The sequence below is a fragment of the Streptomyces sp. MST-110588 genome (assembly GCF_022695595.1).
Lineage (GTDB): Bacteria > Actinomycetota > Actinomycetes > Streptomycetales > Streptomycetaceae > Streptomyces.
In genome coordinates, this window is sequence record NZ_CP074380.1 from 148,142 (window position 1) to 164,491 (window position 16,350).

Below are 16,350 nucleotides of genomic sequence, written 5' to 3' on the forward strand. Positions count from 1 at the left end.
GAGCTGCCGGCCGATACAGAGGAGTGAGACCCATGCGCGTAGTGATCAGTGAGTTCATGAGCCTGGACGGGATCGTGCAGGCCCCGGGCGGACCCGATGAGGACACCGACGGGGGCTTCGCCCACGGTGGCTGGTCGCACCCGTTCTTCGATCCTGAGGTGGTGGGCGGCGCCTTCTCCGACGCGCTGACCAAGGCCGAGGCGCTGCTGTTCGGGCGCCGTACGTGGCAGACGATGGCCGGGGCATGGCCGGAGCGAGGTGGCGAGCCGTTCGCCGACCGGATGAACTCCATTCAGAAGTACGTGGTGTCCGATACGCTCGACGATGACAAGCTGACCTGGAACAACACCACACGTATCCCCGGTGACGACGCCATCGCCCGTGTCCGGGAGCTGCGCCGGGCCGATGGCGGCGATCTGCTGATCATGGGGAGTCCCACGCTCGTACGCGCCCTTGTGGCCGAGGATCTGGTCGACGAACTCCGGCTCATGATCATGCCGGTGCTCCTCGGCGGCGGCAAGACGATCTTCCCGGCCGACGGCAGGCTCCGCACGCTGGAGCTGGTCTCCTCGGTCACCAGTGACACGGGGGCGCACGTCTGTACCTACCGGCGGGTTGCCGAGCGGTAGGGAGAAGGCACGGGACGGCGTACGCTCACGGCGTCCCGGTACGAGGCGGTCGGCCGGGCCGCCGGCCGAGCGGTGCGTCAGTCGACCGGTCGGCCGGTTCGTCGGTCGATCGCTCCGCCGGCCGGCCGGGCCCCCGTTCCACCGCGATCGTCCAGGCGCGTGCCGCCGGTCAGAACGCCCCCGCCGATGTCGGAGCCGGTGGCACCCACCGCTGGTTACGTGCTTGCTGCGAGCGCACACCGTAGTCGGACTTGAGCTCCTCCGGAATGGCGTACTGCATCACCCGGCCGCGTGTGAGCGAGCCGAGTTCGAAGGCGGAGAGCAGGCTGCCCGCCTTGTCCAGTGCCCACTCCCCCAGCGGGCTGCTGTCCTCGATGGTCTCCAGCGCGCCGAGGACGAGAGGCACGGCCTTGGCCGCCGTGTCCCAGTGGCTGCGGGGAATCTGCAGCCAGTCGGCGATGGTGTCGCCCACGAGGAAGCGGATCGTGGCCGGCACGATCGGGTCGAAGATCGTGCCGGGGACCACGTCCTCGTACATCCGCATCAGTTGGTTGTTCAGCCGTACGCCGTCCTCGGACGGGCCCAGGTTCCGTACGAGGTAGAGATCGGCGTACGCGCGGGCCTCGGTGAGGTTGTCCGGCGCCGCCTCCATGTCGCAGCCGAGCATGGAACCGACGACCCGCCAGGCGTAGTAGTACGCCTCCGCGCCCTCCTCGCTCATATGGATACCGAGGCGGTGCATCGCGTCCAGTACGAGGATCGAGAAGCAGATCTGCCCGCCGATCATGTCTTCCTGGCACAGCGGCGTGCCGTGGCGCTCCGTGTCCCAGCGCCCTGATGTGGTCAGGTGGTGGCGCACCGCGGCGTGCAGCAGGCGGACCTTCTGGGCAGCCGGGATGAACTTGCTGCCCTCCTCGAAGGCATTGGTCTGCATCAGGTACGTGACGAACTGCCCCGTGTTCGCCATCCGGCGTGAGGGGTAGTCCATGGAGTGCGTCGAGGCCAGCAGTTTCGCCACGCGCGGTACGGCATAACTGGCCGGCATCGCCGCGAAGGACAGGCCCGTGTTGATGTGGGCGGCGTTGTCCATGAAGAACAGCCGTGCGCGCTCCATGGCGTCCCAGTCCACCCACTTCGGGGGCATTCCGGTCGTTTCCAGGTAGGACGCCGCCGACTGCGGCAGGCCATCGGGCAGTTTGTGTCCCGCGGTGGTGAAGAAACGCATGAGGGTGTTGAAGTCCCGTACCTCTCCGCGTTCGAACATGGCGGCCACGGTGGCGTCGGCGAGCGGGTCACCCTGGGTGCGCAGATCGTCCAGTGTCGCGTCGGTGTACCGGGCGGTGGTCTCAGTGGTCACGGGTTCCTCGTCTCTCTCACAGGGACTGGTCGGTTGCCGAACACGCAGGGACTGATCGGTTGCGCGCACTCTCAGAGACCGGTCGGCCATGAACTCACCAGGAGCGGTCGGTCATGCATTCACAGGGATCGGTCGGCTGCTGAGACCGCCAGTGCACCCAGCGCCGCACGCGCGTCCGCCGGCAGTGCCACGGAGTCCAGCGCCGCGCGGGCCCGCGCGATCCGCTCCGCGATCATCTCCTCGGTACGCCGGCGGGCGCCGCTGTGCTCCATCAGCTCCCGGACGAGTGCCGCGTCGGACTCGTCCAGGCTCGGGCCGGCCATGGTCTTGGCCAGCAGCCGCCGGTCGTCCGGGGAGAGGAGCGATACGGTCAGCGCGAGCAGTGCGGTGGGCTTCTTGTCCCGCAGATCGTCCAGGTTCGACTTCCCCGTCTCGGCCGGGTCGCCGAAGGTGCCCAGCAGGTCGTCGCGGAGCTGGAATGCCTCACCCAGCGGCAGCCCGTACCCGGTGAAGGCGGCGAGAACACCCCGGGAGGCACCGCCGAGGGTGGCACCCATGTGCAGCGGTCGCTCCACGGTGTACTTGGCCGTCTTGTACCGGGCCACCTCCAGGGACTCGGCGACTCCGGGTACGACACCCCCGGTGCGCAGGATCTCCAGGAACTCCCCCGCCACGGTCTCGCGCAGGAGCGATGACCACAGGGGCACCGTCCGTGCCACATACGCGCCGGGCAGGCCGCAGGTGGCGAAGACCTGGCCGGCGTAGCCCATCAGCAGGTCGCCCAGCATCATGGCCAGCGCGGTGGAGCGGCCCCGGCGGAGTCCGCAGGGGTCCCCGGCCGTCATCTCCCGGCCTCCGGTCCCGGCACCGCCTCCGGTACCGATACCGCTGTCAGTACTGGTGCCGACTTGGCTCTTGGTGAAGGCGTTCTCGGCGAAGGCGTTCTCGGTGAACGCGCTCTCGGCGAAGGCGCTCTCGGCGAAGGCGACATGGGCCGTCGGCAGGCCGTGCCGCAGCCGGCTGTCGTCGATGATGTCGTCGTGGGTGCACGCGGCGGCATGTACCAGTTCCATGGCCGCCGCCGCCTTGATCACACCGTCGCAGTCCGGCTGGCCGCAGGCGCGCCAGCCCCAGTACAGGAAGGCGGCGCGCAACCGCTTCCCGCTCATGAGCGAGCTGCGCAACTGCGCACACAAAGGGGCGAGTTCGCTGGAGACGCGCAGCAACTCGGCTTCTTCCTCGTCGGCCAGCCGACGCAGGTACGTATCGATCCGCCGCTTGAACCCCGTGGTGTCATGCATGGGTCGACTCGGCCCTCTTCGCCGCCCGGCAGGCCATCAGCTCAAGGTAGTTCTCGGTGCTCGGGGTGACGCGCCGGGAGGCGAGCTCGCCGCGGATCCGCAGGTCGTTCACCCCGTCGCTGAGAACCTCCCGCAGATCGGACCGGCGCAGCACCTGCTGACCCCGCTCCGCGGTCCGCCGCAGCCGTTCGAGCACGAGATCGGCGAGACCCACGGCGAGCAGGGCCGCTTGCTCAAGTCCGGCCGTGGAGCTCCGGCCGGTTGCTGCGGCAGGTGCGGCGGCGTCGGTGCGTTCTTCCTGTTCGGGCATGTCCGTACTCCCGTACTCCCGTGCCGATGCGATCGTCTGATCGTCCAGGAACAACCAGTGAACCGATCGACGCGGGCGGGTGCCGCTGTTCCGCCACTCGATCCCCCGCGAGTGGTGCGTATTTCATACGAAGGAGTGACGATCACCCCATCCCGCGGACACCGTCTCCCCTATCCGCTATAGCAGTTATGCCGGTGACTCCTGCGAGCCGGTCATCCGGTCACCAACTCCTGTCCGACTCCTGCTCGCAAAGAGCCTTCCGCCCCGGGGCCCGGCCGCTGCCCTCCCCGACCTCATATGCGGAGCACTCCGGTGAACGGGGTGTGACCGACGCCCTCGGCGGTGACGGCCAGCCAGCCGTGGCCGCTCATGGACGTGTCGTAGCCGACACTCTCGGGGTCGATCGAGAGGTGACACGCGGCGATGCCCGCATTGATCACCCCTGAGGCATTGGTGACGGAGTCCAGGTCGTCGTCCCTCTCGTCTTCGCCCTCTTCATCAAGGCTGGAATCGTCGTCATCGTCCTTGACCTGCTTTTCCCAGTCCAAAGGTTCGCCGATCCACTCCGGATCGCTGTAGCGCCAATAACCGCGCTCCAGAACACCGTCCTTGGCCACGGCCCAGAGCATCGAGTCGCTGTGATCGTCCTGGAAGTAGACCTGCGCCTCGCCGCACACCGCGCTGAGCCGCTCGATGATGTCGTGGAAGTCCCAGTGCTGTTCCCACAGGGCCGTATCGGCGTAGATCAGCCGCCAGCCGTCGAGTTCCGGCGTCACGAAGACCCGGTAGACCAGCTCTTTCTTTCCGTCGGCGGCCTGGACGAGGGCCATGTCGTCCTCCATGGCCGACAGGCCCATGGATATGGTGCAGGGGCGGCGGTCGTGCAGACCCATGACATCGAACAGCCCCTCATACGTGGCCGCGGGGACGGCCAGCCATCGGTACTCGGGAAGGCTCTGCGGCTCGTCCTGGGTGATTTTGATGCGTACGAGCCGTTCGAGAGCCCGCAGGTCCTTGGCGTCGATGTCCGCCTCGCCACCGACCAGGGCGAGCGCGGCCAGCGCCTGACGGCGCAGGTGGGCGGGGCCTTCGCGGCGGATCTCCCGCAGGCGGGGAGCGGCACTGCGACCGATGGACCGGATGGCTTCACCGGCTCTGTGACGGGTGCGGGAGTCCCGGTCGTCGAGGAACGGCAGCATGGCGGGCACCGCCCCGGCAGCCTCCGCACCGATGTTGCCCAGGCCCCACAGTGCTTCCTGCCGGATGTCGATCCGCGGATGTGCCAGCGCGGCGACATACCGGTCGATGCAGCGCGCGTCGAAGGCACGCATGGCCTGCCCCAGCTCCCACCGGTCAGGCACCTCCTCATCGCGGGCGATCGCCGCCAGCACGGCGTCGAACGCCGGCGGCCCGATCAGCCGCAGCGCCTTCACCAGTTCGAGCATCACCTTCCGCGGCACCGTGGGCAGCGCGGCGACGAGCCCGGGCACCGCCTCGGCGCCCGGCTCGGCCAGTTGACGTACGATCCTCGCCGTCGCCGCATCGTCGTGACGTGACTCGGCAAGCTCGGTTATGAGTGCTCCCTGATCCATGGCTGGACAGTAACCGAACCCGGTGACAGCGCCATCGCCCCCGGTCGACGTGCAGGCCTCGCCCCGTCCTCGGTGTCACACCAGGGCGCCGGGGCCCGCCCGACGAGAACGTCGTTCGCGGCATCTCAACGGACCAGGGAAGCGGCACGGGACACGAACGCCTCTATGGCCTGCCTGGAACTGGCGTCCAGTGTGTCCTGTTCCGACTGAACCTGTGCGGTCGATATTTCCCATGTGCATTGGTAAGCCCGCTCGGCCGCGAGGACCACGTCCCGGTCCTCGGTGAGCAAGGTGACCCGGTAGAGCGCCTGCCGTGCCGCGGTACGGAGGTGGTGGGCCTGATCGCGCGCGGCGATGAACGCCTCCCCGTCCGGGTCCGCCAGTTTGCGGTACCAGCGGTCCGCCTGGCCTCGGCGGTACTCCTCCACCGCCGCGGCGTACGCGCTGTATGTGGCGATGCGTTCCTGCCGTAGCGCCTCGGACCGGGTGAATATCTCGCTGCGCCGGGACGCCAGGCGCTGGAAGACATGCGTGACCACGGCTCCCAGGAGGGTGCCGCCCACCGCTACCACACTCGTCCAGACAGCTTCCATGGCGCCAGCCGATCACACGAAGAGGCGGTGCGCCGCCGCATCCGGACCGCGAGTGGCGCGGATCACCGGCGGCCGGCCCCGTCGCGTACACGCTCCATACGATCGACGTACTTGCCCCGGTCCCGACCCGGCCACCCGCCCTCGTTACTTACTCCGGGCCTCCGCTGCTCGCCGCCGCCCGTACTCGCGTCACGTACCGACACGGTCCGGTGCCAGCAGGAACTGGTCGTAGAAGCGTGTCTTGAGTTGCAGGGAACGCTCCTCGGCCTCCCTGAAGCAGGCGGTCGATCCCTGGCGGGCGAGGAGTTCACTCAACCGCGTGGCCAGACGGTCGGAGTGGGTGGTGGACAGCAGGGAGACGGTGGCGAGCGGGTGTGCTTTGGCGTCGTGGACGTAGTGCGGGTAGTAGAAGCGCGAGCGGTTCTCGCCGTTGCGCGTCAGTAAGGGCCCTATCCGCTCCCACAGCCGCCCGTACTCGACGGAGACCAGGACCTCGCCCCAGAAGCGCAGGATCGTCAGCAGCCGTACGTCCGCGTCGGCGTCGCGGGCGCCCGCGTCGGCGATCAGTTCGAAGGTGTCGTTGATGGCCTTCTTGGTGGCCTCCGTCGGCTTCGTTTCGACCAGGGCCCTCCTGGAGATGCCGAGCTGTAGCAGGTCCTCCTTCATGTCCTCGCGGTGCGAGCGGGTGTTCCCGTGGCTGTCCGGGTACTCCTCGCGCAGGATCGTCCGTGCGATCCGCAGGCCCACCTCGTCACGCAGCAGATCGATCGCCAGGTCGTAGGACGGGGTGAACGCGAGCGAGACGAAGCGGCGCTGAAGCAGGATCGCGGCGAAGTCCTCGTCCGGGAGCCGGGGGATGTTCGCCAGTACCGGGTGTTCCTTGAACCGCTCGATGAGTTCGTCCTCAAAACCGTCCAGCTCTCGCATGTCCGTATCCTCTCCCCCGTTCACAGACTGATGGTGTTGACGGATGCACGCCAGTCACGAAGGTCCACGTCGCAGCCGACCCTCCACAGCATGTCCAGTTCCTTCTGGACTCCCCTGCCCATGACGGTCTCGCCGCCGTCGATCTCTATCTGGGTGGAGTCGATGGCGAGCTGGCCGTGCAGAAACGAGCTGACCAGGTAGTGCTCGTCGGCCTTGTAGACGGCGACCGACGGCAGGGAGTTGTAGACCCGCACCTGGAGCCGTGCCCGGTCCCCCTCCGGTACCTCCCGGAATATGGATTCCAGGATGGACAGACAGCGTTCGACGCTCGCTTTCACGTCTTCGTCGAGGGCGGGATCCCGTACGGTACGCAGCGCCTCGTCACGCAACCGCGCCACGGGCGAGGCCGGGTGCAGCAACAGGATGCGTACCTGGACGCGCCGGTCGACGATGGCTTTCCTCAGCGCGCTGCTGAACCAGTGGAGGTTGGGCACCCAGGTCTGCAGGATGGTGACCTCGCGGCCGGCTGCCTCCACCAACCCGGTGAACTTCTCCTCGGGGAAGTGCCGGTGCACCTGCACCACGCCGCCGTAGTGCTCCTGCTTGAGATCGCGCGCCACGGCATCGATGTCGAGCTTGGAGAGCTGTGTGTTGACGTGGTCGAGCACTTTCAGGCGATCGACCTCCAGCAGGAGGAACAGGGTCACCGTACTGAGGATGAGCAACGTTATCTTCGGCAGCGCGCCGCCGGGTGCCAGCTTGTCGAGCCACCCGAGGAGGTCGGCGAGCAGCACCACGATGCCCGCCGTGGCCATCAGGGCCAGCGCGATCCGTTCGACCCGGTAGCGAATGCCGCTTCCCATCCCCCGCTCCAGCCTCTGATTGGCCGTCACCAGCCTCCTGGCCGACCGTAGCCCCCAGCCCCCGGTTGGCTGTCATCGGCGACGACCGTACACCGCGACACTGACAACAAGAGGCGTTTTGCGGCAAAGCGACAACACTGACGCGAGAACGCCGCCGGCTCCCCGCGCCGCCGGCTCCCCGCGCCGCCGGGCGGGCGACGCACAGCGGACAGGACGATGCGGCCGGGCTCTCAGCTCATGTGCTTCATCCCGTCTTTCCTTCGCCTCGGTTCGCTTCCTTACGCACCCCTTCGCTTCCTGTCGTTTCCTGCTCGTTCTCGTACGTCCGCCGGAAGGGTGACCGCGCGTACCCGTACCGTCCGCCGGCCGGTTATCCCCAAGCGCGTGCGCGTGAGTGTGCACGTCACAGCAGGGAGAGCGGACGTGGAGGCGGACGATGCGGGTACGAAGGCGGGCGTGCGGGGAGGAAGGCCGGGCGGAGCACGGGACGGCACACGGGGCGGACCTGGTCGTGGGGGTCGTGGCCGCACGGACCGGACGGCTGGCGAGCCTGGGAGACCCGCTGGCGTTCGCCGTGTCCCTCGTGGAGCCACGGCTCACCCGGATCACCAACGGCCACCGCACCCATGCCGTACGCCTGGTGTGCCGGGACAGCCGGTCCACCGCGGAAGGGGCGCGGCGGGCGGTACGCGAACTCGTCGCGGACGAGGGCGCGCGGATCGTCCTGACACTGGCCGGTACCCAGGTGCTGCCGGCCGCCGCCGACGCCTGCGAGGAAGCGGGTGTGCCGTGCGTGTCGAGCACCTTCCCGTGGCAGGTCTACTACTACGGGCGCGGGGCGAGCGATGTCGCGCCGTTCCGCTGGACGTATCACTTCTGCTGGGGGCTGGACGCGATCGCCGCGACGTTCGCGGACCTGTGGGAGCTGGCGGGCGGTCCGGGACGTACGGTGGGGTGCCTGTGGAACGACGGTCCGCAGGGCGGCTGGTCACGTGACACGGAGCGGGGGTTCGCGGGTACGGCGCGGGCGCGCGGCCATCACCTGGTCGACCCGGCCGCGTACAGCGAGCCCGCTGCCGACCTGTCCGGCCACGTCGCGGCGTTCGAAGCGGCGGGCACGGACATCGTCACGAGCGCGGCCACCGGGCGCGACCTGGCGCTCTTTCGCGCCACGGCAGTCGAGCGCGGCAGCACACCCCGGCTGATCACCTGCTCACGCTGGCTGGCCTACCCTCCCTCGGCCACCAGCGGTGACCGGCAGCGGCCCGCGCAGGCGAACGTGGCCACCCTGGTCTACTGGACGCCCTCCCACCCGTACCGCTCCTCTTTGGACGGCATGACCGCCGCCCAGCTCGCCGAGGCGTACGAACAGGCCACGGGCCGGCAGTGGCTCCAGCCCCTCGGGCCGGCGTACGCGCTGTTCGAGGTCGCCGCGTACGCCCTGCGGACCGCCGAGGACCCCACCGACCCGGCCGCGGTGGCCGCGGCGGTCGGCCGTACCCGTCTGGAGACCGTCGCGGGAACGCTGGACTGGACGGCGGGGCCGGTGCCGAACGTCGCGACCGTGCCGCTGGCCGGCGGGCAGTGGCAGCCGGGCCGCCGCCACGACTACGAGCTGGCGGTCCTGACCAACCCGCACGTCGACGGCCTGGTCGCCGACGCCGACCTGATGCCGCTGCGGTAGCGCGGTGAGAGCAGGCCGAGCGCGCCGGGACGGGGAAGTATGCGAAGCAGGCACATCAGCGGGGCTCGTCCATGGGGAGGTTGACATGCCCGCACGGCCCGATGGCCGCGACACGGTACGCGTCCTGGACGTGAGGAGTGCGGACTACCGGAGGGCGTTCGAACTACTGCTGGCCGGTACGGACGAGAAGGCCGTGACCCACGCCCGGCTGAGCGCGCTCGTGGCGCGGCTGCCCGCCCGTTCGGTGTTCGTGGACATCGGCGCCGGTGCCGGTGACACCACCGCACACGTCGGCCGGTCCTTCGCCCGGACCGTCGCGGTGGAGCCCAACGCCTCCCTGCGCGAGGCATTGCGCCGGGCCTGTCCGGAGGCCGAGATCCTGCCCCGGCCCGTGGAGTCGGTCGAGCTGCCGGCCGGGTCGGCGGATCTGGTGCTGTGCTGCCATGTGCTCTATTACCTGCCTCGCGCGACCTGGGCGGCCACCGTACGCCGGATGCTGGGCTGGCTGCGGCCGGGCGGGGAGATCTGGATCCTGCTGCAGAACGCGGACAACGCGTGTCTGCGCATGGTCCGGCACTTCACCGGTGCCCACTTCGACCTGGCGCCCCTGGCCGCCGAACTGCGCGAGGGCCGTGACGGTCCCGTCGCCGCCTGCTCCCTGGAGAGGCTGCCCTGCGCCTACCGCACGGCCCGGCTCGACGACGCCGTCGACGTCGCCGAGTTCATGCTCAATGTGCCCTCACTGGCCCGGCAGGACCCGCTGCCCGCCCTGCAAGAGCTGTGCGATTACGTACGGCGTGAATGCGCCGACCCGGCCGGGGGCTACCGTATCGACCACTCGCAGGATCTGCTGCGCGTACGCCGTGCATGAGTGCCTGCGCCGGGCCCGGTCGGATCGGACCGTGCGGCCTGGTCAGGCGGTGTCCATCGGTCAGGGAGTCGTCGGTCATCGGGAAACTCCGTCCAAGAGGGGCGGCGGTGGACGGCGGAGAGCCGGGCAGGCGGACGGACGCGGCGTCGGCCGCCCGGCTGCTGGGGTCCAGTGGCGCCAGGAGCGTCCAGATTCCGGCCGGGTCGGTGAAGTTGGTGATGAAGTTGATGATGACGTTGGTGGCGGTCAACAGGAGGGGACGGGCCGAAGGTAACGGAACGCTGTGGAACCGTGGCGGCGTCAGGCCAGTTGGACCGGGCGGTCGAGCAGGACGAGGGGGCCCGTCGCGGTCAGCAGGTGGTCGTTGGCGCAGGTCAGCGCGGCCGAGCGCAGGTCACGCAGATGGCGTTCCAGGGGAACCGGTGCGTCCTTGAGGTAGCCGGTGGGCAGTCCAGTGAGCTGGATCATGCGGTCCACTGCGCTGAATGTCAGCTCGGATACCGCCACTTTGAGGGTGTTGAGGTGGATTTGCACGGCCGGGGTGCCCAGCGGCTCCCCGGCCGTACGCAGTGCCGCGACCTCGTCCCGTACCCGGTGCAGATAGGCGCCGGCCAGCTCCAGGTCGAGGCGGACCCGGGCGAGCCGTTCCGCCGCCAGGTCCGAACGGGGCTCCGCGCCGGGCTGCCGCCGCGGAGAGCGTGGCAGGCCGACCAGTCCGGCCAGGGCGGAGCGGGCCGTGCCCAGCCAGCACGCGGCCCATCCCAGGTGCCCGGTCACGGTCATGCTGTCGGTCGCCACGTCACGGAATCCGCCGGGCTCGCCGACGACTTGGTCCGCCGGTACGTCCCCGCGCAGCCGCACGCCCACACCGCGGGTGCCGCGCATGCCCAGCGCGTCCCACCCGGTGCGGATCTCCAGCCGTAGCTGTGCCCGGTCGGCGTAGACCAGGCTGACCCGGTTGCCGGTGCTGTTCTCGTCGGCGCGCATGGTGACCAGGAAGCCGTCGGCGTGTTCGCCGCCGGTGACCACGGGCGCCTCGCGGTCCAGGGACAGCAGGCGGCCCTGTCTGCGCAGTGGCGCCGTCGCGCCGAGCAGGTGTCCGACTTCGTCCGGTCCGGTGGTCACCGAGGTGAGATACAGCTCCCCGCGCGCGATGCGCGGCAGCAGGGCGTCCCGCAGCCGCGGGCCTGCGTGCCGGACGAGCACGTCGGTCTGCTGGCAGTGGGTGGCCCAGATCATCGCCGTGGACAGGCAGCCTCCCGCGAGGATCTGCGCCACCTCGGTCAGGTCCCGCAGGTCACCGCCCAGTCCCCCGTACCGCCGTGGCACCAGCAGGCCGAACAGCCCGCCGGCCCGCAGCGCTTCGACCGAGGCCAGCGGGAAGACCGCCGCGGCGTCCGTTTCGGCCGCGTGCCGTTCGAGCACCGGTCGCAGGGAGCGAGCGGTGTCCGGCGCGGTCGTCGGCACCGTCGCCTCGTCAATGGTCATTTCTTGCTCCAACGGGGATCGCGGATCGGGGTACGGACCCGCGTACGGAATCGGGTACGGGCTCAGGGTCGGACACGGGGCATGGGATGGGCGGGCGCGACACAGTTCCAGGCGGGTGGCTAAGACGGCCCGGCGGTGACGCAGCGGGTTCTCGCGTCCCCGGAAGTCCGCGAGGAGCCCCGCCTCGCGCCCGGTCCGGGCCGGTCGGCGCCACGCAGTCCGCAGTACGGTGCCGGGGTCCGCGTCCGCGTCCGCGGGCATGCCGCACGGGGAGGATCGACGTGCTCGTCGCGTTCGGTTCCCGGGGACAGGTGAACAGGTCCGCGCTCCGGCGCGGGCGGCAGCGGCTCGCGGACGGCCAGGCCCAGCAAGAGCCGGAGAGCCGCACAGGCGGACTGGCGGACAGGCGGACAGGCGGACAGCACAGCGGGTATCACCTGAACTGGTGGCGACGCCGGTCCAGATCCGTCGGTCCGGCCTTACGGACCTCCCGGGATTCGCGTTCGGACAGGGCAGAGGACATGGGCCGCTGACTCCTCGCCGCGGTACGGAACGACGTCCGCAGAGCGAGAACGGGGCCCCTCACCTTTCCCGGCGTACTCGCCGATGGGGTGGCAGGACGCGGTGGTGCACTGCCCAGATGTCCCACAGTGCCCCATTACCGGAGGTCGCCGCCAGGGGGAATGCGGGGGCGCGAGAAGCGGTACGGGTTCCACGGGAACGGCCGTGTGCCATACCGCGTGCCCCTTCCGGTCACCGCGCGCGGGCGTGCCCCGACGGGGCGGCGCGGGACGGCCGACGTACAGATTTCACTCTTGCGAAGCGTTGCCTGGGCGCGTCTTCGCACGACCGGACGGCCCGGTGATCACACACCGACTTCACACACCGGCTTCACACACCCGCTTCGAGAACCCGGCGGGCCGGCGAGGCGGGTGGCGTCTACAGCCGATGGGCAGTCATCGCCGCCCGCCCTATTTATCATCGTAAGCCACCAAATAGACGCCCTCTGTTACCTTGCTCTCACGGATGCCACCCACCGCGCGCGGACCCCGGCGCGGCGGCGGGCGCTGAATTCGGCCGGTCGACCGAACGACCTCCGACAAATCCAGGTAACGATCGAACAGGAATGGACGGACCATGTCCGGCGAGACGATCAGCGATCTGTACGAGGTCCGTGACGAGCGCTTCCGTACCGGCGGCTGCGCCAGTGGTGACGTACGGCTGGAGCGGCTGTACTCCGACTGCCGCTGGGCCGAGGGGCCGCTCTACCTGCCCGCCTGGCGGCAGCTCATCTGGAGCGACATCCCCAACGACCGTCTGCTGCGCTGGGACGAGGCGAGCGGCACGGTCGGCGTCTTCCGCTCCCCCGCCGGGTACGCCAACGGCAACACGCTCGACCGCGAGGGCCGGCTGATCACCTGTGAGCAGGGCAATCGCCGGGTCACCCGCACCGAACACGACGGCCGCGTCACCGTCCTCGCCGACCGCTTCGAGGGCAAGCGGCTCAACAGTCCCAACGACGCGGTCGTACGCTCCGACGGCTCCATCTGGTTCACCGACCCGGACTTCGGGATCATCAGCGACTACGAGGGGCACCGCGCCCGGAGCGAGACCGGCAGCCGCGACCTGTATCGGATCGACCCGGCGGCAGGCCGGGTCCACCGGGTCGCGGACGGCTTCGGCGGCCCGAACGGCCTGGTCTTCTCCCTCGACGAGCGGCAGTTGTACGTCGCCGACACCCACGCCCGCCACATCCGCGTCTTCGACGTACGCGAGGATCTCACCCTCTGGAACGGCAAGGTTTTCGCCGAGCGCGCCGACGGCGGTTTCGACAATATCCGCTTCGACGACCAGGGACGGCTGTGGGCCGCCGCGTTCGACGGGGGCGTCCACTGCTACGCCCCGGACGGCACCCTCATCGGACGGCTGCGCACCCCCGAGCCGGTCTCCAACATCGCCTTCGGCGGTCCGAAGAACAACCGCCTCTTCATCACGGCGACGACTTCCCTGTACTCACTCATGATGAGCGTGACGGGCCTGCCCCGGGTCCGCTGAGCGGCGCTGCCGATGCGACGCCTCCACCGGCGCGCCGGCTGGCCGGCCTACGGTGACCCCAGCCGCACGGTGCGCGGGGCGTTCGGGTCCCGGCGAGGCAAAATCGTTGGTCCGTGTCGTGTCCGGATCGGTACGTTCAGGCCGTGGAAGAACTTGTGGCGACGCCGGGAAGGTCCGTGAAGCCCGTACGCGATGAGGAAGCGCCGGAGATACGGCTCGCGGTCCCCTCCGACGCGGCCGGGATCGCGCACGTGCACATGACCTCGCGAGCGGTGACGATGCCGTACCTGCCCCCGGAGGGATACAGCCGTGACGAGGTGACCCGGTAGATCGAAGGCACCGTGCTGGAAGAGTGCCGCACCTGGGTCGCGGTGGGCGGAGGGCGGATCATCGGCTACGCCGCCCTCGGAGGCGACGTACTCGAACACCTCTATCTGCACCCGGACGTCCGTCGCCGAGGCATCGGCACGCTCCTTCTCGACGAGGCCAGACGGCACAGTCCGGGCGGGCTTTCTTTGCGCGTCTTCCAGCAGAACGAGGCCGCCCGCGCGTTCTACGAGCGGCACGGCTTCACCGTCCTCGACACCGATGACGGATGTCGCAATATGGAGAACCTGCCCGATATGACCCTGCGCTGGGAGCCGTCGCCCATGCGCTGATCTCTACCGGGTGGCGGCCGGACGGACGCCGGAAGGTAGCCTGCACCGGTCAACACCACGTTGACCTTCGTCCGTACCGTCGACCCTGGGGGACTTCAGCAGTGTCCGCACCGCCGCCCTATCAGAATCAGCCGCCGCAGCAGCCGTACGGATACCAGCCTCCCCCTCAGCAGCCGTACGGTGCGCCGCAGCAGCCGTACGGGTATCAGGGGCCGCCGCAGCAACCGCAGCAGCCGCAGGGGTATCCGCAGCAGCAGGGCGGGCCGCAGCGCCCGCAGAGGAGTCCGCTGCGGGCGCTGATCACCGTCGTCATCGTGCTGGCGATCTTCGGCGGTGGCGCCTGGTACGTGTGGAACTACAACACCAGCCGCAATGGCGGCAAGGCCAAGGCGGAGGCGTCGCGGTCCGCGCGAGCCGAGGAGAACAAGACGCACCAGCCGAAGATCGGTGACTGCGTCAAGGTCGACAAGAGCAGTGGGGAGCCGGTGCCGACGATCGTCGACTGCGGCTCCTCCGAAGCCCAGTACAAGATGGGCGATGCGCTGCACGGCGCCGAAGAGAGGTGCGGGCCGAAATTCGTGTACAGCATCCAGGTCACCAGCAGGCGGAGCGCCCCCTACACGATGTGTTTCACCAAGGTCTGACCGTCGAGCTCCGAGACGTCCGGCCGTCAGCCGTCAGCCGTCACCCGTGGACAGCGGGTGACGGCTGCGTCGTATGTCCGCCTGCCTTGCCGATCGGTTGATCGATCGGTCGATCGATCAACCGATCAGGTTCAGGCCATCGATGACATGGCGTCGTCCGCGATCCGGCCGAGTCCCGGCAGGGAGTGGGAGCGGCGCTGGAAGCCCTGGGCGCGGGCGCGGTGGGACGGGTCCTCCAGTACGGTGCGCGCCGCCGCCGTCAGCGAGCGGCGGGTGACGTCCTGGACGTCGATGCGGCGGCCGAGGCCCAACTCCTGCAGCCGCGTGGCGTTGAAGGACTGCTCGGCGAACAGCGGCACGGCCACCATGGGGACGCCCGAGGCCAGTGCCTCACGGGTCCCGTTGAAACCCGCGTGGGTGATGAACAGGTCGCTGGACCGCAGGAGCAGCTCCTGCTGGACGAACGACGTCAGATGGACGTTGTCGGCGCGCGCTCCCTCCCACCGCGCCGGGTCCTGGTTCGCCCCCAGAGCCACCACGCCGGTGACGGGCAGTTCCGCCAGCGTCTCGATGATGGTGTTCAGGAGCGGGGCGGCACCGCCGGGGAACCGGCTCATGTTCGATCCGAGGGTCGCCAGTACGAGCGGCCGGTCCGCCGGAAGACGGGCGATCTCGGGGTCGAGGGGGTCCACGGCGTCCGTGTCCGTCGTCGGCACACGGTAATAGCGGGCGCCGGGCAGCCGGTTGCTCTCGGGGTAGAAGTCCTCCGGAACGACGCCGGCACGGAAGGCGCGGAAGGCGTGCCAGGGGTCGCTGACCGGCTCCAGGCCCAGTTCCGTGCGCTGCCGGTTGAGCTGCTCGGTGACGGCGGGGTGGGCGTAGGGCGCCAGCGGGGCGATGTCCAGTACGCCGTGGGGGATGCCGAGACGTTCGGCGGCCAGGTAGCCCCCGTACTCGGTGGACTCGCGCACGATCAGGTCGGGCGTCCATTCCCGTATCGCGTCCATGAGGTCGTGTGCGGTGGGCAGAGCCAGTTGTCCGACGAAGGACGACGCGAAGAACTCCGGGTCGAGTTCGATGGTGACGGTGCCGAAACTTTCCAAGCGCGGCTGCATCCGTAGTGCGTTCTTTTGCATCAGGTCGGCCATGGACACGACGTTCGGCAGCGCCAAAGGAGTCAGTCCGCGCTTTTCGACGTGTCCGGCGACGGCGGCACCGGTGGCGACGGCCACCTCGTGACCCGCCCGGCGGGCACTCTCGGCCGCGGGCAGGACGAGAGGTGCGAGATGCGAATAGCTCGACTGGGCGGTGAAAAGGACGCGCATGGTGCCTCGCTTTCTGGGCTGCCGCGCAGCAACCGTCCGCTGCGGGCTGACA

16 protein-coding genes are annotated in these 16,350 nt (G+C 69.5%); 7 read left to right on the top strand and 9 right to left on the bottom strand.

The genetic code is table 11. The features are described from left to right. Nucleotides 1-32: 32 nt before the first annotated feature. Nucleotides 33-629 carry a dihydrofolate reductase family protein gene (locus KGS77_RS00745; protein WP_242578029.1) on the top strand — a complete coding sequence of 199 codons (597 nt, stop codon included), beginning with the start codon at nt 33-35 and terminating at the stop codon, nt 627-629. A gap of 169 nt (nt 630-798) precedes the next feature. Here KGS77_RS00745 and KGS77_RS00750 read toward each other — a convergent pair whose 3' ends face one another. The 7 genes from KGS77_RS00750 to KGS77_RS00780 all read right to left on the bottom strand — a co-directional run bounded on the left by KGS77_RS00750 (nt 799) and on the right by KGS77_RS00780 (nt 7,572). Then, nucleotides 799-1,986, bottom strand: coding sequence for an oxygenase MpaB family protein (locus KGS77_RS00750; protein WP_242578033.1), 1,188 nt, complete (start codon nt 1,984-1,986; stop codon nt 799-801). A gap of 119 nt (nt 1,987-2,105) precedes the next feature. Further along, a complete protein-coding gene (locus KGS77_RS00755; protein ID WP_242578035.1) occupies nt 2,106-3,287 on the bottom strand; it encodes a polyprenyl synthetase family protein in 1,182 nt (393 codons plus the stop codon). Further along, on the bottom strand, nt 3,280-3,597 hold the full coding sequence (locus KGS77_RS00760; RefSeq protein ID WP_242578037.1) for a hypothetical protein: 318 nt from the start codon (nt 3,595-3,597) through the stop codon (nt 3,280-3,282). Before KGS77_RS00760 ends, KGS77_RS00755 begins: the two co-directional genes overlap by 8 nt. A gap of 293 nt (nt 3,598-3,890) precedes the next feature. Continuing rightward, the gene (locus KGS77_RS00765; RefSeq protein ID WP_242578039.1) at nt 3,891-5,189 is read right to left on the bottom strand and encodes a HEAT repeat domain-containing protein; all 1,299 of its coding nucleotides are present in this window, start codon (nt 5,187-5,189) and stop codon (nt 3,891-3,893) included. Between the two features lie 125 nt (nt 5,190-5,314). Then, complete coding sequence (locus KGS77_RS00770) at nt 5,315-5,782, bottom strand: hypothetical protein (protein WP_242578040.1); 468 nt, start codon at nt 5,780-5,782, stop codon at nt 5,315-5,317. A gap of 189 nt (nt 5,783-5,971) precedes the next feature. Continuing rightward, nucleotides 5,972-6,709 (bottom strand): hypothetical protein, encoded by a 738-nt coding sequence (locus KGS77_RS00775; RefSeq protein WP_242578042.1) that lies wholly within the window; start codon nt 6,707-6,709, stop codon nt 5,972-5,974. A 20-nt stretch (nt 6,710-6,729) separates the two neighbouring features. Beyond that, nucleotides 6,730-7,572 carry a hypothetical protein gene (locus KGS77_RS00780; RefSeq protein ID WP_242578044.1) on the bottom strand — a complete coding sequence of 281 codons (843 nt, stop codon included), beginning with the start codon at nt 7,570-7,572 and terminating at the stop codon, nt 6,730-6,732. Between the two features lie 436 nt (nt 7,573-8,008). Here KGS77_RS00780 and KGS77_RS00785 point away from each other — a divergent pair, with 436 nt between their 5' ends. Both KGS77_RS00785 and KGS77_RS00790 read left to right on the top strand, forming a co-directional pair. Further along, entirely contained in the window at nt 8,009-9,256 is a 1,248-nt protein-coding gene (locus tag KGS77_RS00785; protein ID WP_242578051.1) for an ABC transporter substrate-binding protein, read from the top strand. An 85-nt stretch (nt 9,257-9,341) separates the two neighbouring features. Further along, nucleotides 9,342-10,127 carry a class I SAM-dependent methyltransferase gene (locus tag KGS77_RS00790; protein ID WP_242578053.1) on the top strand — a complete coding sequence of 262 codons (786 nt, stop codon included), beginning with the start codon at nt 9,342-9,344 and terminating at the stop codon, nt 10,125-10,127. Between the two features lie 300 nt (nt 10,128-10,427). Here the strand turns inward: KGS77_RS00790 and KGS77_RS00795 are convergent, their stop codons facing one another. Continuing rightward, complete coding sequence (locus tag KGS77_RS00795; RefSeq protein WP_242578054.1) at nt 10,428-11,615, bottom strand: acyl-CoA dehydrogenase family protein; 1,188 nt, start codon at nt 11,613-11,615, stop codon at nt 10,428-10,430. A gap of 1,137 nt (nt 11,616-12,752) precedes the next feature. Here KGS77_RS00795 and KGS77_RS00800 point away from each other — a divergent pair. From KGS77_RS00800 to KGS77_RS00815, 4 genes are all read left to right on the top strand, one after another. After that, a complete protein-coding gene (locus tag KGS77_RS00800; protein WP_242578056.1) occupies nt 12,753-13,670 on the top strand; it encodes an SMP-30/gluconolactonase/LRE family protein in 918 nt (305 codons plus the stop codon). 143 nt (nt 13,671-13,813) lie between these two features. Further along, nucleotides 13,814-13,999, top strand: coding sequence for a hypothetical protein (locus tag KGS77_RS00805; protein ID WP_242578057.1), 186 nt, complete (start codon nt 13,814-13,816; stop codon nt 13,997-13,999). A 12-nt stretch (nt 14,000-14,011) separates the two neighbouring features. Then, a complete protein-coding gene (locus KGS77_RS00810; RefSeq protein ID WP_242578059.1) occupies nt 14,012-14,329 on the top strand; it encodes a GNAT family N-acetyltransferase in 318 nt (105 codons plus the stop codon). A 101-nt stretch (nt 14,330-14,430) separates the two neighbouring features. Beyond that, on the top strand, nt 14,431-14,973 hold the full coding sequence (locus KGS77_RS00815) for a hypothetical protein (RefSeq protein WP_242578061.1): 543 nt from the start codon (nt 14,431-14,433) through the stop codon (nt 14,971-14,973). Nucleotides 14,974-15,104: 131 nt separating this feature from the next. On the opposite strand, the gene KGS77_RS00820 is transcribed toward KGS77_RS00815, so the two are convergent. Next, nucleotides 15,105-16,298, bottom strand: coding sequence for a glycosyltransferase (locus tag KGS77_RS00820; protein ID WP_242578062.1), 1,194 nt, complete (start codon nt 16,296-16,298; stop codon nt 15,105-15,107). Between the last annotated feature and the right edge of the window lie 52 nt (nt 16,299-16,350).